The organism is Pseudomonas sp. S2_A10 (assembly GCF_054668465.1).
In genome coordinates, this window is sequence record NZ_CP162773.1 from 3,965,793 (window position 1) to 3,988,209 (window position 22,417).

The window sequence follows — 22,417 nt, forward strand, 5'->3', positions numbered from 1 at the left end:
CCGCGCTTGCGTCAACTGGCCAGCATCGGATAGGTGAACAGGCCGAAGTGCAACAGGTTCAGGCCGAAATGGGTGGCGATCGCCGCGCCCAGTCCGCCGAAACGGTAGGCCAGACCATAGCCGACCCCGGCCAGTCCCGCCAGCAACACCCAGGTCCAGCCAGCGCCGACATGCACCAGACCAAACAACAGCGAGGCCAACAGCAGCGCGAGGTTGTCGCCGTAGGGCAGGTGCTTGAGGCGACGGCTCAGCCCGCCCTGTATATAGCCGCGAAACAGCGCTTCCTCGACCAGCGTCACCAGCAGCAGATTGTTCAGCACCCACAGCCAGGCCTGATCCGGCCATTTCGGTGCCCAGGCGATCACGCCAAGTAAAAGCGCGCCGCCGAGGGCGAGAATCGCGCACAGCGTCAGGGCGAGGGCGGTGGCATAGACCGTCAGGCGCAACGATCGCCGCGCGACGATCCACGGACAAACCAGCAGCAACCAGAAGCCCACCAGCGGTTTGTCGAGATTGAGGTACATCGCGAACGGCACGGCGTTGTCAGTGAAACGTTGCGGATTGATCACGCGGCCGTTGGCGAAGCCCGGCAGCCAGTGCAGCGCCAGTGCCACGGCCAGAACGATGAACAGGCCATGGCCGAGCCAGCGCGCGACTGGCACTTGTTGCTGGCGCACGGCGAATGCGGCGAACAGCAAAAGCCCCACGGAGATCAATGCGAGCCAACCGAGCTGGCCGTAGCTCAGGGCCAATCCGTAACCGAGGCCGAGCAACGCGAGATAGAGCCAGGGCAGCGCCTTCATCGAAAGTCCTTGTGCGAGATTTCTGGAAGGGGCTTTCTACACGGGCGAGGGAGGTGGGACAAGTGAAGGTGTGGCAGTCATGCCAGACACAAATCAAATGTGGGAGCGAGCCTGCTCGCGAATGCGGTCTTCCAGATGACGTCACTGGCGCCTGACACTCCGCCTTCGCGAGCAGGCTCGCTCCCACAGGTTTTGCATTCGGCTGGATATCAGCGCAGGCCCAGTTTGGCCGCTGCGCGTTCGGTAATCTCGGTACGCAGCTTCAACGACGGCACCGCGCGCAACCGCGCTTCATCGACCACCGCGATCGGCGCCACGTCCGGGCTGCCGGCATTGAACGGCGGTGCCGGGGCATATTCCAGTTGCAACTGCACCAGTTGCGCCGTGTCGGCATCGACCAGTTCCGCCGCCAGCACCAAGGCAAAATCGATCCCGGCAGTGATTCCGCCACCGGTAAACAGATTGCCGTCGCGTACCACCCGATCCTTCACCGCAACCGCGCCCAGCGTCGGCAGCAACTCGTGATAGGCCCAGTGCGTAGTCGCGCGCTTGCCCTGTAGCAGGCCAGCCGCGCCAAGCACCAGCGAGCCGGTGCACACCGAGGTCACGTAACGTGCCTGGGCGGCCTGGCGTTTGATGAAGTCCAGCGTCTGCTGATCTTCCATCAACGGCCCGACGCCGCCACCGCCGGGTACGCAGATTACGTCCAGATCCGGGCAATCCTCGAAAGTTGTAGTCGGTTTCAGCAGCAGCCCGGTGCTGGATGTCACTGGCATCAGATCCTTCCAGATCAGGTGGATCTGCACGCCGGGCAACGAGGCGAGGACGTCGTAGGGGCCGGTGAGGTCGAGTTGCTGGACCTGCGGGAATAACAGAAAACCGATCTGCAGCGTCATCGTTCTTGCTCCGTTGAAAGAAGTGGACGACTGCACTGTAGGCGCGTAGGTTCTGGCGCATACGCCAATCACCCCACGAATTACGCCAAATGCCCAAAGCCATTCACGTCCTCGCGTTTGCCAACATGCAGATTCTCGATGTCACCGGGCCGTTGCAGGTGTTCGCCTCGGCCAACGATCTGGCTCGCCAGCGCGGCATGCCGACGCCCTATGCGCCGAGCGTGATTGCCAGCGGTGGCGGGGCGGTGATGTCATCGGCGGGGTTGGCGGTGCTCGCCGAGCCGTTGCCACAAACGCCCAGCGACACCCTGATCATCGCCGGTGGTTGGGGCATTTATCCCGCCGCCGAAGACTCGCAACTGGTCGCCTGGGTGCGCGAGCACGGCACTCATTGCCGGCGCGTGGCTTCGGTATGCACCGGGGCCTTTCTACTCGCGGCCAGCGGCTGGCTCGATGGTCGCCGCGTGGTCACGCACTGGACGCGCTGCGAGCAACTGGCCGCGCAGCATCCGAATCTGCACGTGGAAGCCAATCCGATTTTCATCAACGACGGCCCGGTGTGGACTTCCGCCGGGGTCACGGCAGGCATCGATCTGGCGTTGGCCATGGTCGAAGAAGACCTCGGCCGCGACATCGCCCTCGACGTCGCCCGGCACTTGGTCGTCTTCCTGAAACGCCCGGGCGGGCAGTCGCAATTCAGCGTGACGCTGGCGCTGCAACAACAGGGGAATCGCTTCGATGAACTGCACGCCTGGATCGCCGAGAACCTGACCTGCGACCTCGGCGTCCCGACCCTCGCCGAACAGGCCGGCATGAGCGAACGCAGCTTCATCCGTCACTACCGCGCCGACACCGGCCAGACCCCGGCGCGGGCGATCGAATTGATCCGCGTGGAAACCGCCCGCAGACTGCTCAGCGATACCGGCCTGCCGGTGAAACGCATCGCGGCCAATTGCGGCTTTGGCAGTGAAGAGACGCTGCGGCGCAGTTTTCTGCGAGCGATTGGCGTGACGCCGCAGGCTTATCGGGAGCGGTTTTCGGTCAGTGTTGCAACAGATCCAGTATTGCCTTGAGGGTTTCCTGCGGCGCTTCTTCGGGAATGTTATGGCCGACACCCGCCAGCACGCGCCGCTCATAAAAGCCGCTGAAATGCTCGGCATCTTCATCGATCAGCGAAGGCGGGCCGACGCCATCATCGGCGCCGCACAGCGAAATGCTCGGCACGCTGATCACCGGCTGTGTGGCCAGCGCTTCTTCCATCCACTCCAAGGCTGGATCGCCCGGGGCGTATCCGAAGCGATGCCGATAGGAATGAATCACCACGTCGACAAAATCAGGATTATCAAAAGCGTCAGCGGTCAGCGGGTAGCGTTCGTCCTTACGCGCCCATGTCGGCGACCACAGCCGCCAAAGCAGCTGACACAACTCCCGGCGATTCTGCTTAAGGCCCTCGACGCCACGCGGCGTGTGGAAATAGTACTGATACCAGAGCCGATGCTCGTCTTCCGGGTCCAACGGCTGGTTCGCATGGGCGATGTCCTGCACGAGGTAGCCGTCGCCGCTGACCAGCCCGCGCACTCGCGCCGGAAACAACTCCGCGACAATACACGCCGCCCGACCGCCCCAGTCATACCCGCAAAGCGTGGCCTGTTCGATGCCCAGCGCATCCATCAGATCGAGCAAGTCCTGCGCCATCGCAGCTTGCTGGCCGGAGCGCAGGGTTTGCGCACTGTTGAACCGGGTCGGCCCGTAACCGCGCAAGTACGGCACGATGACGCGGTAGCCTTGCGCGGCCAGCGCCGGGGCGACTTCGTCGAAGGTGCGCGGGGAATAGGGGAAGCCGTGGAGCAGAATTACCGGGGCGCCGTTGTTCGGACCGTGCTGTTCGTAGGCAATGGTCAGGGTTGGGGTAAGAACGCTCTCGATCATGACGAACCACTCCGTTTGAATCGTATTCAGACACTCTGGATCTGCGAACGGAATGCGGGTCACCGCTGCGCAGGTTTCACCATGAATATGGGCCTGAGCCAGTTGTCTGGCATGCAGGCCCGTTGTGGAAACATACCTGTCGATCAGAGATCGGTCTGACAAGCGCTGGCGAAAAAGCGCTCACCGCTATGGCTGCCAGGAGCTCTTTTCGCCACTCAATTTGCGATCGAGAAAACTCGCTGCACTGATCAACGCCAGATGCGTCAGCGCTTGCGGCGTGTTGCCCAGATGCCGGCCATGGCTGTCGAACTCTTCGGCGTACAGCCCAAGCGGGTTGGCATATCGCAGCAATTGCTCGAACTCCAGATGGGCTTTTTCCACCTGGCCGGCGCGGGCCAGGCATTCGACGTACCAGAACGAACACGCGGCGAACGCGCCTTCGGTGCCGCTGAGGCCATCGATGTTGGCGTCCTCGTTGCGATAGCGATAGACCATGCCGTCGCGCACCAGGGTTTTTTCGATCGCTTCCAGAGTCGACAGCCAGCGCGGATCCTTGGCGCTGACGAAGCGCACCAAAGGCATCAGCAGCATCGAGCCATCCAGTGCGGTACCGCCCTTGTACTGAACGAAATGCCCGCGTTCTTCGTCCCAGAAGTTTTCCCAGATATCGGTGTAGATCGCTTGCCGGGTGTCATCCCAACGGGCGAACGGCGCCGGCAGCGAACGCTTGGAAGCCAAGCGGATCGCCCGGTCCAGCGCCACCCAGCACATCAGCCGCGAGTGCAGGAAGTGATGAGTCTCGCCGCGCATTTCCCAGATGCCGACATCTTCGCTCTGCCAGTTTTCGCAGACCTGATCGACCACTTCGCCGACATGCCGCCAGCCTTCGTGGGAGATCGCATCACCGTACTTGTTGACCAGATACACCGCGTCCATCAGCTCGCCGAAGATGTCCAGCTGGACCTGATCGTAGGCACCATTGCCGATGCGCACCGGTTGCGCGCCGCCGTGGCCGGCCAGATGCGTCAGTTCGGTTTCCGGCAATTCCTGCTGGCCGTCGATGGCATAGAGGATGTTGAGTTTCATCGGTTTGCCGCAGCAATCGCTGACCCGTCCGCGCAGCCATTGCATGTAATGGTTGGCCTCATCGACGAAGCCCAGGCGCATGAACGCGTAAACGGTGAACGAGGCATCGCGGATCCACGTGTAGCGGTAATCCCAGTTGCGTTCGCCGCCGGGGGTTTCCGGCAGGCCGAAGGTGGCGGCGGCGAGGATCGCACCGTGGCGACGCGAGGTCAGCAGTTTCAGGGCGAGGGCGGAGCGATTGACGATTTCCCGCCAGCGCCCGCGATAGTTGGATTGGCCGATCCAGCCGCGCCAGTATTTCAGGGTGCGCTCCATGCACAACTCGCCGGCGCCTTCGGCAAAACGCGGATCGTCGCTGCCGCCGAGCACGAACGCGGCGGTTTCATTGTGCTTGAGGGTGAACTGCGCGACGGCCGCTTGCGCGTCGATCTGCAGTGCTTGATCTGAAGCCAGGCGTATCGACGGCTGGCCAGCGGCGTGGAACGTTACGTCTTTTTCGTTCATCTCTGCCCGGGTGTCGGCGCGGCCATAGTCGTGGCGCACCGCGCAACGCAGATTGAACGTCGCCGAGCCGCTGACCACGCGCACCCGGCGCATCAGCAGCGGCAGGGCGTCGACATCGTCACCGATGGGCAACAGATCGGTGATTTCCACCACTGCGTGTTCGCTTAGCCAACGGGTCTGCAAGACGTTGGTGTCGGGCAGATAAATCTGTTCCCGGCGCGCATCCGGCAAGTCTGGCGCGAGCTGGAAAATCCCTGCTTGCGGCGTGTCGAGCAGCGAGCAGAAGATCGTCGGGCTGTCGAACTCCGGCCAGCAGAAAAAATCCACGCTGCCCTTGTCGTTGACGAGTGCGGCGCTGCGCATGTCGCCGATGATCCCGTGGGCTCCGATGGCGCTTTGTTGTTCCACTTCAGGCTCAGCCATTGCCGCGAAACTCCGGATAGAGGCTCATCCCGCCATCGATGAACAGGGTGGTGCCGACGATGTAATCGGACAGATCGGAAGCGAGGAAAACCACTGCGTTGGCGACATCCTCGACATCGCCGATGCGCCCGTACGGAATCAGCTCAAGAAGTTTGTCGCCGGCCGCGCCTTCAGTAGCTTCTGTGTTGATGGCCGTGCTGATCGCACCGGGCGCGATGCTGTTGATACGGATGCGCTGGTGGCTGACTTCCTGGGCAAGGCTTTGCATCAACTGATCGACGCCGCCCTTGGACGCCGCGTAATTGACATGCCCGGCCCATGGAATGCGCTGGTGCACCGAACTCATGTGAATGATCTTGCCGGCTGCGCGCGACACGCCCTCGCGCACGCCCTGACGCTGGAAAATCCGCAACGCCGCACGTGCGCAGAGGAACTGCCCTGTGAGGTTGACGCCGATCACCGTGTTCCAGTCGTCGAGGGTCATGTCCACGGCGGCAGCGTCTTTTTGCAGACCGGAGTTGGCCACCAGAATGTCCAGCGAGCCGAAGGCTTCGACGGTCTCTTTGAACAGCCGCTCGACATCTTCTTCTTTCGAAACATCCGCGCCGATGGCGAGCGCCTTACCGCCTTCGGCGTTGATTTGCGCGGCCAGTTCTTCCGCGGGTTCAGCGCTGCTGTTGTAGTTGATCACGACCGCAGCACCGGCCGCAGCGAGTGCTTTGGCGGCGGCATGGCCGATGCCGGAGCTGGCACCGGTGACAAGCGCCACCTGATGAGCGAGGGAAATCTGCATGACGATTCGCGCCTTGGTTCCAGAGACTTAAGTAGCTGACTGATGGCAGACGCTGAGAGTTCATTTGCTGGATGCGGTGATTGCGCCGGCCCCTTCGCGAGCAGGCTCGCTCCCACCGGGGGACGGCATTTCGAATGTGCGAGCGAAGGGGCCTTCACAGACCGCTAACAATTGCGCGCTTCCACGGCATTCAAGGCTATGGCAACTTGGCCGCCCCTGATGAGGCTGCAATCGATGGCAAATCCCTACCGCGAATTGTTCACCGCCCCCGGTGCCCGTGCGTTTGTGCTGGCCGGGATGCTGGCGCGCATGCCGATTTCCATGACCGGCATCGGCCTGATCACCATGCTCGCGCAGTTGAACGGCGGTTATGCGCTGGCGGGTGCGGTGGCGGCGACGTTTGCCTTGGCCACGGCGTTTTGCGCGCCGCAGGTATCGCGGTTGGTGGACCGTTATGGGCAGGGGCGGGTGCTGCCGATCGCAGCGCTGACCGGTGGCGGCGGGCTGTTGATGTTGCTGCTGTGCACGCGTTTGCAGGCGCCGAACTGGACATTGTTCGTGTTCGCCGCGCTGGCCGGGTGCATGCCGAGCATGTCGGCGATGGTGCGGGCGCGCTGGACCGAGATCTACCGTGGCCAGCCGCAATTGCAGACGGCGTATGCCCTGGAGTCGGTGCTCGACGAAGTGTGTTTTATCGTCGGGCCGCCGCTGTCGGTGGGCTTGTCGGTCGCGGTGTTTCCCGAGGCCGGGCCGCTGGCGGCGTTGTTGGCCCTGGCCATAGGGGTAACGGTGTTTGTCGCCCAGCGCAGCACCGAGCCACCCGTGCACGCGCAGGAGTCGCAGCATCGGGGCTCGATCATTCGCTCGACCGACGTGCAATGGCTGCTGGCGTTGATGCTGGCGATGGGCGTGATCGTCGGGGTCATCGATGTGGTCAGCGTCGCCTTCGCTCAACATCAGGGCCAGCCGGCAGCGGCGAGTATTGTTTTGTCGGTATACGCGATCGGCTCATGCCTGGCTGGCATCGCCTTCGGTGCGATGCGTTCGAAACTGCCGCTGCCGCGCCTGTTTCTCTACGGCGGCGTGGCGACGGCAGTGACCACGCTGCCGCTGCTCTTGGCGAGCAATATCCTCGGCTTGTCGATCGCGGTATTTATCGCCGGGCTGTTCTTCTCACCGACGCTGATCGTCGCGATGGCGTTGATCGAACGCATCGTGCCGCCGGCCAAACTGACCGAAGGCCTGACCTGGCTGGTGACCGGGCTGAGCATCGGCGTGGCGATCGGCGCCGCCGGTTCCGGCACGCTGGTGGATGCGTTTGGCGCGCGCAGCGGCTTCTGGCTGGCGATTGCGGCGGGGGCGGTGGTGCTGATTTCCGCGTTTCAAAGTTTCCGTCACTTGAAATAACAGTCCTGTTGTAGGAGCTGACGAGTGCAACGAGGCTGCGATCTTTTGACTTTGACTTTGGATTTGAAGATCAAGATCAAGATCAAAAGATCGCAGCCTCGTTGCACTCGTCAGCTCCTACAGGGGATCGGGTTACCAGCCTCGTCCTGAGTTGACCCAGAAGTTGACGGACAGCGAAGTCGACACCGACTCCACCTGATGGAACCAGCCCTCGGGCAGGAACAGCAGATCCCCAGCCTCCAGCGTCACCTGCAAAAACGTCACCTCCCGCGCTGCCGGGAAGCGTTCATAGTCCGGCGCGTCCGGGTTGAAATCGCAGCCATCCAGACCTCCCTTGGGCGCGGTCGACCAAGTGCCCAGTGCCTCGCGGTGATGAGGCGCGGCAAGGGTGAATTTTTTCTGCCCCCAAACTTGGGCGAAGAGGTTGTCGGTGTCATCGCGGTGCAACGGCGTCAGCGTGCCCTTGGGGCCGATCCAGATACGTGGCGGAATGAACAGCGACGTGTCGAAGTAGGGCGGGTACTGGATCTGCTGCAACAACTGCGCGGGCAGGATGTTGTTGCCCATGTACGCCGGCGGCTCGCCGTCCGCGCCTTTGACTGCCGGGCTGTCCAGTGAGGCGATGAACTCGGCCATCGAGGTCGAGCGGAAATCACGCTCGGTGGAAAAGGTCTTCTTCACGTAATCGCCATGACGGGTGATGCCCTGCAGTTCGGCGAAATGCACCAGCGACTCCTCGCGGCTCAGGCTGAACAACGGCCAGTCGTGCAGGGCATTGCTGATCACCAACGGAATGCCGTTGGGCAGATACCGGGTTTCGAATTCGTGCCGGCTCAACTCGGCGCGTGTGCGACGTTCGACGCTGGTCTGCCGAGGCAGCGCGGCAGTGAGCTTTTCGCTGAAGCGTGGCGGCGTCGGGTAGCGCTTGTTCATGTCGACCTTTGCCACCGTGCCGCCTCCCTGGCGGGCGTGGTCGATGATCTGCGGCAGCATTGTCGCCAGGCCCATGTTGCCGCCGATCTTCAGGCGCCCGCTGGCGAACAGTTCCTCGACGTTGGCCACGCCGGCCATGATCCCCAAAAAGTCCTTTTCCGCGACTTCGATGGTCACGTCCGGGCTGGGGTGGCGACCGGCTGCGGTGCGCTGGCTGGTCTTGATGTCATACCAGTACGCCTGTTGCGCACTGAAGATGAACTGGAAAACCCCCTCGATGCCGACCGCGCCGGCGTTGGCGAACAACTTGCCCAGAATGCTCTGCAGGTCCACGGTGATTCCCTCGCGATTGTTGTTTTTTTCCTGAACAGGCAACGAGCGGCTGGCGGGGGAATTTAGCGACCGGGCGACTAATTTGTCCGGCGAGTGATCCGTCTTTCTTGCAGACACATTTTTCAAGGAAAGCGCGGTGACCAAGCTGACATTGCTGTGCCTGCCCTATTCGGGCGCCAGCGCCATGGTTTACAGCCGCTGGCGGCGTCAACTGCCGACGTGGCTGCAATTGCAACCGGTGGAACTGCCGGGACGTGGCGCGCGGTTCGATGAACCGCTGCAAACCGACATGTGCGCACTGGCGCGGCAACTGGCGCGCGAGCACAAGCCGGGGCTGCAAGGCCCGTATGCGTTGTTCGGGCATAGCCTCGGTGCATTGCTCGCCTGCGAACTGGCCCATGCCTTTCGCGAGTTGGGTGTGCCGGAGCCGCTGGCGCTGTTCGCCTCCGGCACTGCCGCGCCGTCCATGCGCAGCGATTACGACCGCGGCTTTGCCGAACCGCGCAGTGATGAAGAACTCATCGAACAGTTGCGCACCTTTCAGGGCACCAGCGAAGAAATCCTCGCCAATCAGGAATTGATGAGCCTGACCCTGCCGGTGCTGCGCGCCGATTTCATGATGTGCGGGCGCTTCACGCCTGCCGAGCGGCCCCTACTCAATTGCCCGGTGCACGTGCTCGGTGGCAAGGAAGACCGCGCCACCACCGAGCAACTGATCGGCTGGAGCAAGGAGACCCTGGGCAGCTTCTCGGTGGACATGATGACCGGCGGGCATTTCTTCATTCATGAGCACGAAGCGCGGGTCATTCGCACGATCAAGACGCATCTGGAAGTGCATCACCGGCGCCATGCGCAGGCCGCGCAACCGGCGTTCTGAGACGCGACTCATCTATCACGCATATTCAGGAGGCCAGTCATGACTGTTGCTCTGGGATTTTCCGTTCGGCCATTGCTGCCGCAGCGCGGACGCTTGCCGCTGTTGATCGAGGCGAGCGATGCCGACACTGATCTGTTGGCGGTATTCGATGAATTGAAGGAGCTGGTCGACGAGCATCTGCTGCGCGACGGTGGCGTGCTGTTTCGCGGCTTCCGCCTCGACGGCGCCGAGCAGTTTCGCCAGTTTGCCGCGAGTTTCGGCCATCCATTGCTCAACTACGAGTTCGGCTCGACGCCGCGTACCAACGTCACCCAAGGGGTGTACACCTCCACCGAATACCCGGCGCACCAAAGCATTCCGCTGCACAACGAACAGGCTTATTCCCGCGACTGGCCGATGAAGATCTGGTTCTACAGCATGATCGCCGCCAAGTCCGGCGGCGAGACGCCGATTGCCGACAGCCGCGAAGTCTACCGGCGCATCCCGGTGGCGATCCGCGAGCGTTTCGTCAGTAAAGGTCTGATGTATGTGCGCAACTTTGGCAACGGCCTCGACGTGGCGTGGGAAGACGTGTTCAACACCGAAGACCGTGAAGTCGTCGAGGCTTACTGCAAGGCTCACGGCATAGTTTGCGAGTGGAAGGACGACGGTGAGCTGCGCACGCGGCAGACCTGTCAGGCGGTGGCGGTGCATCCGGTGACCGGCGACCACGTCTGGTTCAATCAGGCGCACCTGTTTCACATCTCCAACCTGCCAGCGGACGTGCGCGAAAGCTTGCTCGACATCGTCGACGAAGAAGACCTGCCACGTAATGTCTACTACGGCGACGGCTCGCCGATCGAAGACGAAGTGCTGGCGCAGATTCGCGCGGTGCTCGACGACTGTGCGATCAGTTTCCCCTGGCAGGAGGGCGATGTGCTGATGCTCGACAACATGCTCTCGGCTCACGCGCGCTCACCGTTCGAAGGGCCGCGCAAAGTCATCGTGGCCATGGCCGAGGGGCATTCGCAGGACGCGCGCTGACCTGTTCGCAACTCTTCAACTCAAATGCCGAATCCGGGCCTGTACCGGCTTCGGCATTTGTCTGTCTGGCCTTTGAACCGTCGGGCCGTGATTGCCGCTGGCGCGCTAAATCATCGCGCGGGCCATTCGTTCTTGTTGATACGACCGGGTCTCCAGGTCACGCCGCCGATCAGCAAGGACTCCACGCATGAATGCCGCAGACGCACAGAAACTAGCCCGCCGCTTTATCGAATTGCCCCAGGACAAACGCCGTCTGTTCCTCGCCGGCATGGCCCGCGAAGGTATCGATTTTGCGCAGCTGCCCATGACCGCCTGCGACGGCATCGCCGAGCGTGACGGCCTGTCTTACGCGCAGCAGCGCATGTGGTTTCTCTGGCAGCTGGAGCCGACCAGCGCAGCCTATAACTTGCCGATGGCGGTGCGTCTGGAGGGCGATCTAAGCGTCGAGGCACTGGAGCAGGCCTTCAGCCGTCTGGCGGCGCGCCACGAATGTTTGCGCACCACCTTCGGCCAGGACGGCGAGCGGGCCTTCCAGCGTGTGGCCGAACCTCAGCCTCTGAAACTACCCGTGACTGACCTGAGCGAGTTGCCCCAAGCCCGGCGCTGGCCGCTGGCGCAGCAGCACATGATGGCCGAGGCGACGCAGGCCTTCGACCTGCAGAACGGCCCGCTGCTGAGTCTGCGTCTGTTGCGCCTGGCCGAGCAGGAACATGTGTTGCTGCTGACCCTGCATCACATCATCGCCGACGGCTGGTCGATGAACATTCTGATCGACGAGTTCATGCGCACCTACGACGCGCTGGTGGCCGGGCGTGAACCGACGCTGGCGACGCTGAGCGTGCATTACCGCGACTACGCACTGTGGCAACGCAGCTGGCTGGAGGCCGGTGAGCGCGAGCGGCAACTGGACTACTGGCGCACGCAACTGGGCGACGAACATCCAGTGCTGGAATTGCCCACCGATCGCGCCTATCCGGCGCAGTCCAGTCATCAGGGCGCACGCCTGGAAACGGTGATCGACGCAGCCCTGCGCGAAGAGCTGAAAAACCTTGCCCAGCGTCAGGGCGTAACCTTGTTCGTGGTGTTGCTGGCAGCGTTCAAGACCCTGTTGCATCGCTACAGCGGCCAGACCGATATTCGTGTCGGCGGGCTGATCGCCAACCGCACCCGCAGTGAAACCGAGGGCCTGATCGGCTTCTTCGTCAACACGCAGATTCTGCGCAGCGCGGTCACTGCACAAATGCCATTCGCCGAGCTGCTGCAGAGTCTGCGCCAGGCCGCCCTCGGAGCCCAGGCCCATCAGGATCTGCCGTTCGACGCCTTGATCGAAGCCCTGCAACCGGCGCGCAGCCAAAGCCACAATCCGCTGTTTCAGGTGATGTTCAACCATCAGCCGCTGGTCACCGATTTGCACCAGGCGCAACTCGCTTCCGGCTTGCGCGTGGGCTATCTGAGCGAGGAACAACTGGCCGGCAGCGGCCGGCAACATGCGGCCACCAGTGACCTGATGCTCGACACTCGCGAGGAGGGCGAGCAATTGTTTGCCGCCTTCACGTACGCCACGGATATTTTCGATGCCTCAACCATCGCCGCATTGGCCGGGCATTGGCGCAACATTCTCCAGTCGGTGTGCCGTGACCCGCAGCAGTTGATCGGCGATGTGGCGATGCTTGCCGAAGACGAACGCCACGCCTTGATCCAGGCCACCGCGCCAGCGCCTCGTTTCACTAGCATGCAAAGCCTGTTCGAAGCGCAAGTCGCACGGACTGCGCAAGCGCCGGCGGTGCGGTTGGCCACAGCGCCTGCGCCGGCATTCAGCTACGACGAACTCAACAGCCGCAGCAATCGCTTGGCCCATCAGTTGCGCGCACAGGGTGTCGGCCCGGACGTGCTGGTCGGCGTCGCGCTGGGGCGTTCGCTGGAATTGGCGGTGGCGCTGCTGGCGGTGCTCAAGGCCGGTGGTGCCTATGTGCCGCTGGATCCGCAGACGCCGGCCGAACGCTTGCGCCATGTGCTCGCTGACAGTGGTTTGCAACTGTTGCTCGGCGACCAGCAAAGCCTCGCCAGCCTGCCGCCGCTCGACGGCATCGAATGCCTGTGTCTGGAGCAATTGCCCGCCAGCGAACAGAGCGACAATCTGCCGGTCACTGTCGAAGCCGACAACCTCGCTTATGTGATCTACACCTCGGGTTCCACCGGGCGGCCGAAAGGCGTGGCGGTCAGTCATGGCGCGCTGAGCGAGTTCATCGCCCGCGCCATCGACTACAGCGATTTGCGCGAAGGCGACCGGGTTCTGCAATTCGCCACCAGCAGTTTCGATGGCTTCGTCGAGCAGTTTTTCCCACCGCTGTGCCATGGCGCCAGCGTGGTCATGCGCGACGCGCCGTTGTGGGACAGCGCGACGCTGCATCAGGTGATCATCGATCAGGGCATCACCCTGGCCGATCTGCCAGCGGCTTATTGGTATTGGCTGGTGCAGGAATACGCGGCGAAACCGCCGTCAAGTTTCGGCGCGCTGCGGCAGATTCACGTCGGCGGTGAAGCCATGGCGGTGGACGGTTTGCGCTTGTGGCAACAGGCCGGGCTCGGCCATATGCGCCTGCTCAACACCTACGGCCCGACCGAGGCCACGGTGGTCTCGACGATTCATGACTGCACTGCGCTGACCGCGCAGGACGTGTCGTGGCGCGGCATGCCGATCGGCAAGGGCCTGGCGGCGCGGCGTCTGTACGTGCTCGACGATGATCTGAACCTGCTGCCGCAAGGCGCGGTGGGCGAGTTGTACATCGGTGGGCCGGGGCTGGCGCGCGGTTATCACCGTCAGCCGAGCCTCAGCGCTGAGCGTTTCATTGCCGACCCGTTTGCCGACGGCCAGCGCCTGTATCGCACTGGCGACCGTGCACGGCTGCGCGGCGATGGCGCGCTGGAGTATGTCGGCCGGGTCGATCATCAAGTGAAGATTCGTGGCTTTCGCATCGAACTGGGCGAGATCGAATCGCGCCTGCAGCAATGTTCGGGCGTTCGCGAAGCAGTGGTGTTGGCGGTGCCGTTCGCCGGCGGTGCGCAACTGGTCGCCTACGTTGTGACAGAACCTGCGGTGCTCGCCAGCGCGGCGACGCAAGCGGCATTCCGTCAGCAGACCCGCGCCGCGCTGCAAGCCAGCCTGCCGGATTACATGGTGCCGGGGCATCTGCTGTTGCTGGCGAACCTGCCGCTGACACCGAGTGGCAAGCTCGACCGCAAGGCCTTGCCAGCGCCGGATCCTGCGCAGTTGCAGGGCGATTACCGCGCCCCGCAATCACCGGCTGAACAATGTCTGGCGCAGGTCTGGGCCGAGGTGCTGCACGTGCCGCGTGTGGGCCTGGATGATCACTTTTTTGAACTGGGTGGTCATTCGTTGTTGGCCGCGCAGGTGATTGCCCGGGTCAAGGAGCAGATGGGCGTGGTGCTGCCACTGCGCAGCCTGTTCGAAAACCCGCTGCTGGCGGATCTGGCCGAGGTGCTCGGGCAACTGGCCGAGGTGAGCGGCGACGACGACTGGTCCGACATGGATCAGTTCATGAATGCTTTGCAAGGAGAAGAAGTATGAGCGGCACGATGGCGGAACGTATTGCAAAAAGGTTCGTCGGCTTGCCGCTGGAACAGCGTCGGCTGTTTCTCGCCAAACTGCGCGAGGAGGGCAAGGACTTCAGCCTGTTGCCGTTGCCGGTCAGCCGCCACGACTGCGGGCAGATTCCCCTGTCGTTCGCCCAGCAACGCCTGCTGTTCCTGTGGCAACTGGAACCGCACAGCGCCGCGTACAACATGGCCGCTGGCTTGCGTCTCAAAGGTTCGCTGAATGAGTCAGCCCTGAGCCGCTCGTTCGATCATCTGCTGGCGCGCCATGAAGTGTTGCGCACGGTGTTTCACACCGACGGCGATCAAGCGCATCAGCTGATCCTCGAGCAGCAAAGTATTGCGCTGCAACGCTTCGATCTGACCGGCACCGCCGCGCAAGAGCGCGAAGAACTGCTCGCGCAACACGTGCAAGACGTCACCGCGCAACCGTTCGATCTGCGCCACGGCCCGCTGTTGCGCGCCAGCCTGTTTGCTTTGGCCGACGATGAGTTCGTGCTGGTGGTGAGCATGCATCACATCGTCTCCGATGGCTGGTCGATGGACGTCATGGTCAAGGAATTCGTGCAGTGCTATCAGGCGTTCAGCTTGCAGCGCGAGCCGCAATTGCCGGCGCTGCCGTTGCAGTACGCCGACTATGCGATCTGGCAGCGGCGCTGGCTGGAGGCCGGCGAGGGCGAGCGCCAGCTCGACTACTGGCGTCAGCAATTGGGCGACGAGCATCCGCTGCTGGAAGTGGCAGCGGACTTTGCCCGACCGCTGACGCAAAGCTTTGAAGGACAGACCCTGAGTTTCGATTTCGGTGCTGACCTTTCGCAGCAGCTCAATGCCTTCGCGCGCAGCCAGGGCATCAGCCTGTTCATGCTGGTGCTGGCCGGGTTCTCGCTGTTCCTTTCGCGTCTGGCCGGCGAGCGCGACATTCGTGTCGGCGTGCCCAATGCCAACCGTGGCCGCGCCGAAGTCGAGGGGCTGATCGGTTTCTTCGTCAACACCCAGGTGCTGCGTTGCCAGGTCGATGAGCGCGGCAGTTTCGCCGATTTGCTCGCGCAGGTGCGTGAAGCGGCGTTCGGCGCGCAGGCGCATCAGGAATTGCCGTTCGAGCAACTGGTCGACGAATTGGTCGCCGAACGCACCCTGGGCCACAACCCGCTGTTCCAGGCCAAGTTCAACCAGAACGTCGGCATGCAGAAACAGCGCTCGATGGCCTTGCCCGGCCTGACCGTCAGCGAATACCCGCTGGCCAAGGACGGCACGCATTTCGATCTGGCCTTGGATATCACCGACGACGGCGCGCTGATCCACGGCCAGATGACCTACGCCAGCGATCTCTATCGGGCGGAAACGGTCGCCGGTTTTGTGCCGATGTTGCTGGATCTGTTTGCACAGTTGCTCGACTCGCCGCAGGCGCCACTGCACACCGTGGCCACGCGGCAGCCTGCTGCGCTTGCCATTCACCGCGAACCGGCGTTGACGGTGTTGCAACACTGGGCGGGTGAAGTGGCCCGGCAGCCGCAGGCGCTGGCCGCTCGGGATTTCAAGCAAACGGTGACTTTCCAGGCGCTGGATGAACAAGCCAACCGTCTCGCCCATTATTTGCGTGCGCAGGGCGTCAATGTCGGCGAACCGGTGGCGGTGCTGCTGGAACGTTCGCTGGACTGGCTGACTTGCCTGCTGGCGATTTTCAAGGCTGGCGCTGTGTACATGCCGCTCGACGTCAAGACGCCAAGCGCGCGCCTGAAGCAGATGCTCGGCGCTGCGCAGGCGCGGGCGCTGATCGGTGCTGAAGGCGACGCACGGCTCAGCGAACTGGCGGCTGAGGGCTGTCAGGGTCTGGAGTTTGCGCCGGGGCAATGGCAGTCGCTGCTGGCATCCGCGCCTGAGCTGACGCTGTATGCGCAGTCGCCGGCCTACGTGATTCACACCTCCGGTTCCACCGGGCAACCCAAGGGCGTGCTGGTCAGCCACGGCGCGCTGGGCAGTTATGTGCGCGGTGTACTCGAGCGTCTGGCGCCGGCGCCGGAGGCGAGCATGGCGCTGGTCTCGACCATCGCCGCCGACCTTGGCTTCACCGTGCTGTTCGGCGCGTTGTGCTCGGGCCGATTGCTGCATGTGCTGCCGGAAGAACTCGGCTTCGATCCGGATCGCTTTGCCGAATACATGGCCCGCCATCGCGTTGGCGTGTTGAAAATCGTCCCCGGACATCTCGCCGCGCTGTTGCAGGCGGCCAAGCCTGCCGATGCGTTGCCGGAACACGCGCTGATCGTCGGCGGCGAAGCCTGTTCGCCGGCGCTGGTCGAGCGCGTTCAGCAACTTAAGCCGGGCTGCCGCCTGATCAACCACTACGGGCCGAGCGAAACCACCGTGGGCGTGCTGACCCATGAGGTCGAAGTGCTTGCCGCGCAAGCACGCAGTGTTCCGGTCGGCACGGCGTTGGCCGGTGCCCATGTCTATGTGCTCGACGATGTGCTCAACCCGGTAGCCGATCAGGTCGCCGGTGAGCTGTACATCGGCGGCGACAGCGTTGCCCTTGGTTACCTGAATCAGCCAGCGCTGACCGCAGAACGCTTCCTGCCCGACCCGTTCGGCGCAGCGGGCGCGCGGGTCTACCGCAGCGGCGACCGGGTCCGGCGCAATCGCGAGCAGGCGCTGGAATTCATCGGTCGTGCCGACGATCAGGTCAAAGTGCGCGGCTACCGTGTTGAGCCTGCGGAAGTCGCGCGGGTGTTGCTCAGCCTCGACGGTGTCAGCGAAGCCGCCGTGCTCGCGCTGCCACTGGATGACGATCCGGCGCGCCTGCAACTGCTGGCATGGTGCGTGCCGGCAGCGGGCGCGAAGGTGCAGGCGCAGGATCTGCGCGAGCAATTGCAGGCGCGGCTGCCGGATTACCTGGTGCCGGCGCAGTTAGTGTTGCTGGAAAAGCTGCCGCTGACCGCCAACGGCAAACTCGACAAGCGTGCCTTGCCAGTGCCCGGCGTGGTCAGCCAGCAGTTCGTCGCGCCGGTCGGTGAGATCGAAGAGAAACTGGCCGCGATCTGGGCTGAGGTGCTCAAGCTTGAGCGGGTCGGCAGCAGCGATAACTTCTTTGAACTGGGCGGCGACTCGATCCTCAGCTTGCAGATCATCGCCCGGGCCAAGCGCCAGGGCATCAAGCTCAGCCCCAAGCAGTTGTTCGAAAAACAGACCATCGGCCAACTGGCTGCCGTGGCCAGACTGATCGAAGCCAAACCGGCTGCCGTCGCCGCACCAGTGGCTCGCGGGCCGTTGCCGTTGCTGCCGATTCAGGTGCGTTTCTTCGAGACGCCGATTGCCCAGCGCCAGCACTGGAACCAGTCGGTAATGCTGCAACCGACCCTGGCGCTGGACGCCGTGCATTTGCGCAAGGCGCTGGCGACGTTGGTCGAACAGCACGAAGCGCTGGCCTTGAGCTTTGTGCAGTCGGGCGATCACTGGCAGGCACTGCCGCAGCCGCAGGGTGATGCCGAATTGCTCTGGGTTCGCGAGCTGGACAACCTCGATGCCTTGCCCGTCGTGGCCGACGCAGCGCAGCGCAGCCTGGACCTGCAGCGCGGGCAGTTGCTGCGCGCGGTGCTGGTCAACCTGCCGAACGCCGAGCAGCGCTTGTTGCTGGTGATCCATCATCTGGTGGTCGACGGCGTGTCGTGGCGCATTCTGCTTGAGGACTTGCAGCAGGCTTACCAGGCATTGGCGGCGGGGACGGCGCCGGTGTTGCCGGGCCAGAGCAGTTCGCTGCACAACTGGGCCGAGCAGTTGCATCGTTATGCACAGAGCGAAACGTTGGCGGCCGAAAGCGCTTATTGGCACCAGACCCTGGCTGCCGACGACGCGGCCCTGCCACGGGATTTCGCCGAGGACAGCCAGACCCGCGCCCAGGCCGCCCGCGCCAGTACGCGCCTGAGCCAGACACTGACCGACAAGCTATTGAAAGTCGCCCCGGCGGCCTACCGCACGCAAATCAACGACCTGTTGCTGACCGCATTGGCGCGGGTGCTGTGTGACTGGAGCGAGCAGCCTTCGGTGTTGATCCAGCTCGAAGGCCATGGTCGTGAAGACCTGTTCGACGACATCGACCTGAGCCGCACGGTCGGCTGGTTCAGCAGCCTGTTCCCCGTGCGCCTGACCCCGCAGGCCAATCCCGCTGCGTCGCTGTGCGCGATCAAGGAGCAACTGCGCGCCGTGCCGGGCAAAGGCATCGGTTATGGCGTGCTGCGTTACCTCACGCGTTGCGCCGAGTTGCAGACGCTGGCGCAACCACGGGTAACCTTCAATTATCTCGGCCAGTTCGATGGCGCGTTCAGCGCCGAGCAAGGCGCGTTGTTCCTGCCGAGCAGCGACAGCACTGGCGCCAATCAGGATGGACAGGCACCGCTGGGCAATTGGCTGAGCGTTGACGGTCAGGTTCTCGGCGGAGAGCTGGAACTGACCTGGACCTTCGGCACCGGCATGTATCGCGCCGAGACCATCGAGGCGTTGGCCGAGGCCTATCGCCGCGAACTGCAACGCCTGATCGAACATTGCTGCGACAGCGCGGCCGGTGGCGTGACACCCTCGGATTTCAACCTCGCCAACCTGACCCAGGCGCAGCTGTCGGCGCTGCCGATGGCGCCGCGTGACATCGTCGATCTGTACCCGCTGTCGCCGATGCAGCAAGGCATTCTGTTCCACAGCCGCAACGAGCCGGACAGTCCGGCTTACACCAATCAGCTGCGCGTCGACGTCGAGCAGCTCGACGCCGAGCGCTTCCACCAGGCCTGGCAGCAGACCCTCGAAGCCCACGATATTCTGCGTACGGCGTTCGTCTGGCCGCAGGATGCCGCCGCGCCGGTGCAGGTGGTACGCAGCCGTGTGCAGATGCCGTGGCAGGTGCAGGACTGGCGCGGTCGCGCCGGCCTTGATTCAGCACTTGATCATCTCGCCGCTGAAGATTTGCAACGTGGGTTCGATTTGCTCGACGCGCCGCTGTTGCGCGTGACGCTGGTGCGCATCGATGAGCACACTCATCACCTGATCTACACCTGCCATCACATCCTCATGGACGGCTGGAGCACTTCGCAGTTGTTCGGCGAAGTGCTGCAACGCTACGCCGGCATCACGCCGAGCACAGGGCAGGGGCGTTATCGCGATTACATCGAATGGCTCGGCCAGCGCGATCCGCAAGCCAGTCGGCAGTTCTGGAGCACGGCGCTGGCGGATCTCGAAGAGCCGACGCGACTGGCCAGTGCCATGCCGGTCAGGCTCGCGGCCAGCGGCTATGCCGATCACCAGCATGTGTTCAGCGAACCGCAGACCGCGGAACTGAACCGCTTCGCCCGCGAGCAGAAAGTCACCCTCAACACGCTGGTACAAGCGGCGTGGCTGCTGCTGTTGCAGCGCTACACCGGCCAGGATCACGTGGCGTTCGGCGCGACTGTCGCCGGGCGGCCGACGGATTTGCCGGGTGTCGAGCAGCAGATCGGTCTGTTCATCAACACCTTGCCGGTGGTAGCGGCGCCATCGCCGGAGATCGGCGTCAGCCAATGGCTGCAACAGGTGCAAGACCTCAACCTGGCCTTGCGCGAGCACGAACACACGCCGCTGTATGACATTCAACGCTGGGCCGGTATGGGCGCCGGGGCGTTGTTCGACAGCATTCTGGTGTTCGAAAACTACCCGATGGCCGAGGCCTTGGCGCAGGGCCCTGAGACGAGCCTGAAGTTCTCGGCAATCCGCCGGCAGGAGCAGACCAACTATCCGCTGACGCTGGTGGCGGTCACCGGCCGCGAGCTGAGTCTGGGCGTGAGTTACGATCAGGCCAGTTTCGACGCTCAAGCGATCAATGCGTTGAGTGCGCAGTTGCAAGGCCTGCTCGAGCAGTTCCTCGCCGACGCCACGCAGCCGCTGGGGGCGCTGCAACTGCTCGCCGAGCCACAACGGCAACAAGCGATCGAGTGGGGCAAGGCACCCGCGACCGCGCCGGATCAACGCACGGTGCTGGCGTACATTGCCGCGCAAGTGCAACGTCAACCGCAGGCGAACGCGGTGCTGTTCGCTGAGCAATCCATCGCTTACCAAAACCTCGATGCCCGAGCCAATCGTCTGGCGCACAAGCTGCAAGGCATGGGCGTCGGGCCGGAAGTGCGCGTCGGCGTGTGCATGCGCCGCACGCCGGACATGCTGGTCGGCTTGCTGGCGATCCTCAAGGCCGGTGGCGCCTACGTGCCGCTCGATCCGGATTACCCGCAGGAACGCTTGCTGCACATGCTCGACGACAGCCGCGCGGCGGTGCTGCTCACTGAGCCAGCGGCATTGGCGATGCTGCCCGAAACCTTGAGTGCGCAGGTGCTGCTGGTGGACGAGAACGTCGCCAGCGAATGCCCGGCCACTGCGCCGCTGGTTAACCTCGCGGCTGAAAATCTGGCGTACGTGATCTACACCTCCGGCTCCACCGGCAAACCGAAAGGCGTAGCCATCAGCCACGGCAATCTGTCGGCGCTGATTCAATGGTCGGCGGGGGTCTATCGCGAAGAGCAATTACGCGGTGTGCTGGCTTCGACTTCGATCTGCTTCGACCTGTCGGTGTGGGAAATCTTCGTCACGCTGGCCTGCGGTGGCTGCCTGGTGCTGGCCGACAACGCTCTGGCGCTGGCGGATTTGCCGGCGCGCGATCAGGTCACGCTGATCAACAGCGTGCCGTCGGCGATTGCCGCGTTGCAACGGGCCGGGCAGATCCCGACTTCGGTCGGCACCATCAATCTGGCCGGCGAGCCGCTCAAGCAGAGTCTGGTCGACAGCCTCTACGCCAGCACTCAGGTGCAGCAGGTCTACGACCTCTACGGGCCGTCGGAGGACACCACTTATTCGACCTTCACCCTGCGCACACCGCAGGGCCGGGCGAACATTGGCCGGCCGCTGGACAACACCGTGGTCTACCTGCTCGACAGTCAGTTGCAGGCGCTGCCCGAGGGCGTGGCGGCCGAGCTGTATCTGGCGGGTGCCGGGGTGACGCGCGGCTATCTGCGCCGCGCCGCGCTGACCGCCGAACGCTTTGTGCCGAATCCTTACGCGAGCAATGGCGAGCGCCTGTACCGCACCGGCGATCTGGTGCGCCAGGGCGATGAGGGCAACATCGAGTACATCGGTCGCGCCGACCATCAGGTGAAGATTCGCGGCTTCCGCATCGAACTCAGCGAGATCGAAGCGCGTCTGCTGGAACTCGACGATATCGGCGAAGCGGTGGTACTGGCGCAGGACGGCGCCGCTGGCAAACACCTGCATGCCTACCTCGTCGCCGCGCCGGACAGCGAGCGGTCGACGCTGACCGAGCGGGTACGCAATGCCTTGGCCAGTCGCTTGCCGGCGCACATGGTGCCGGGGCATCTGCACCTGATCGACGCGATCCCGCTGACGCCCAACGGCAAGCTCGATCGCAAGGCGCTGATGGCGTTGGGCGAGAGCCCGACGCAGGAGCAATACCAGGCACCGCAAAGCGACTTGCAGTGGGAGGTCGCGACGATCTGGCAGCAAGTGCTGGAAGTCGAGCGGGTAGGGCTGGCGGACAACTTCTTCCAGCTCGGCGGCCATTCGTTACTGGCGACGCTGGTGGTGACCCGGGTGCAGGAACGTCTGGGCGACAAGGTGCCGCTCAAGGCGCTGTTCGAAACCGACACCCTCAAGGATTTCTGCGCGCGGATCGAAGCGCTGCGCGTCGAAATGTCGCCCGTTCAGGATGAATTGGCTAAATCACTGGAGGCCCTCAAACGTCTATCCCTCGATGATCTGGAAAAACTGATTTCTTGAG

General features: G+C 63.5%; 12 protein-coding genes. 6 read left to right on the forward strand and 6 right to left on the reverse strand.

The window, feature by feature from the left end:
* Nucleotides 1-11: 11 nt before the first annotated feature.
* Nucleotides 12-803 (reverse strand): CPBP family intramembrane glutamic endopeptidase, encoded by a 792-nt coding sequence (locus AB4N41_RS17890; protein WP_460137869.1) that lies wholly within the window; start codon nucleotides 801-803, stop codon nucleotides 12-14.
* Nucleotides 804-1,012: 209 nt separating this feature from the next.
* The gene (inhA, locus tag AB4N41_RS17895; RefSeq protein WP_252877785.1) at nucleotides 1,013-1,699 is read right to left on the reverse strand and encodes an isonitrile hydratase; all 687 of its coding nucleotides are present in this window, start codon (nucleotides 1,697-1,699) and stop codon (nucleotides 1,013-1,015) included.
* Nucleotides 1,700-1,788: 89 nt separating this feature from the next.
* On the opposite strand from inhA, the gene AB4N41_RS17900 reads away from it, so the two are divergent.
* Nucleotides 1,789-2,772, forward strand: a complete 984-nt coding sequence (locus tag AB4N41_RS17900) for a GlxA family transcriptional regulator (RefSeq protein ID WP_151551171.1) — start codon at nucleotides 1,789-1,791, stop codon at nucleotides 2,770-2,772.
* On the opposite strand, the gene AB4N41_RS17905 is transcribed toward AB4N41_RS17900, so the two are convergent.
* From AB4N41_RS17905 to AB4N41_RS17915, 3 genes are all read right to left on the reverse strand, one after another.
* Nucleotides 2,741-3,628: an alpha/beta fold hydrolase gene (locus AB4N41_RS17905; protein WP_252877786.1), complete on the reverse strand. Its 888-nt coding sequence runs from the start codon at nucleotides 3,626-3,628 to the stop codon at nucleotides 2,741-2,743. The two genes, AB4N41_RS17900 and AB4N41_RS17905, sit on opposite strands and share 32 nt — an antisense overlap.
* 186 nt (nucleotides 3,629-3,814) lie before the next feature.
* On the reverse strand, nucleotides 3,815-5,641 hold the full coding sequence (locus AB4N41_RS17910; protein WP_252877787.1) for a glycoside hydrolase family 15 protein: 1,827 nt from the start codon (nucleotides 5,639-5,641) through the stop codon (nucleotides 3,815-3,817).
* Entirely contained in the window at nucleotides 5,634-6,434 is an 801-nt protein-coding gene (locus AB4N41_RS17915; RefSeq protein ID WP_056784282.1) for a glucose 1-dehydrogenase, read from the reverse strand. The genes AB4N41_RS17910 and AB4N41_RS17915 overlap by 8 nt, the downstream gene beginning before the upstream one ends.
* A 234-nt stretch (nucleotides 6,435-6,668) precedes the next feature.
* Here AB4N41_RS17915 and AB4N41_RS17920 point away from each other — a divergent pair, with 234 nt between their 5' ends.
* Nucleotides 6,669-7,841, forward strand: coding sequence for an MFS transporter (locus AB4N41_RS17920; protein WP_252877788.1), 1,173 nt, complete (start codon nucleotides 6,669-6,671; stop codon nucleotides 7,839-7,841).
* Nucleotides 7,842-7,973: 132 nt separating this feature from the next.
* On the opposite strand, the gene AB4N41_RS17925 is transcribed toward AB4N41_RS17920, so the two are convergent.
* Nucleotides 7,974-9,107 (reverse strand): cupin-like domain-containing protein, encoded by a 1,134-nt coding sequence (locus AB4N41_RS17925; protein WP_252877789.1) that lies wholly within the window; start codon nucleotides 9,105-9,107, stop codon nucleotides 7,974-7,976.
* Between the two features lie 136 nt (nucleotides 9,108-9,243).
* Here AB4N41_RS17925 and AB4N41_RS17930 point away from each other — a divergent pair, with 136 nt between their 5' ends.
* The 4 genes from AB4N41_RS17930 (at nucleotide 9,244) to AB4N41_RS17945 (ending at nucleotide 22,416) form a co-directional block, all read left to right on the forward strand.
* On the forward strand, nucleotides 9,244-9,984 hold the full coding sequence (locus tag AB4N41_RS17930) for a thioesterase II family protein (RefSeq protein WP_252877790.1): 741 nt from the start codon (nucleotides 9,244-9,246) through the stop codon (nucleotides 9,982-9,984).
* Between the two features lie 39 nt (nucleotides 9,985-10,023).
* Nucleotides 10,024-11,007, forward strand: a complete 984-nt coding sequence (locus tag AB4N41_RS17935; protein ID WP_252877791.1) for a TauD/TfdA family dioxygenase — start codon at nucleotides 10,024-10,026, stop codon at nucleotides 11,005-11,007.
* A 187-nt stretch (nucleotides 11,008-11,194) separates the two neighbouring features.
* The gene (locus AB4N41_RS17940) at nucleotides 11,195-14,596 is read left to right on the forward strand and encodes an amino acid adenylation domain-containing protein (RefSeq protein WP_252877792.1); all 3,402 of its coding nucleotides are present in this window, start codon (nucleotides 11,195-11,197) and stop codon (nucleotides 14,594-14,596) included.
* Complete coding sequence (locus tag AB4N41_RS17945; RefSeq protein WP_460137870.1) at nucleotides 14,593-22,416, forward strand: amino acid adenylation domain-containing protein; 7,824 nt, start codon at nucleotides 14,593-14,595, stop codon at nucleotides 22,414-22,416. The genes AB4N41_RS17940 and AB4N41_RS17945 overlap by 4 nt, the downstream gene beginning before the upstream one ends.
* Nucleotide 22,417 lies beyond the last annotated feature (1 nt).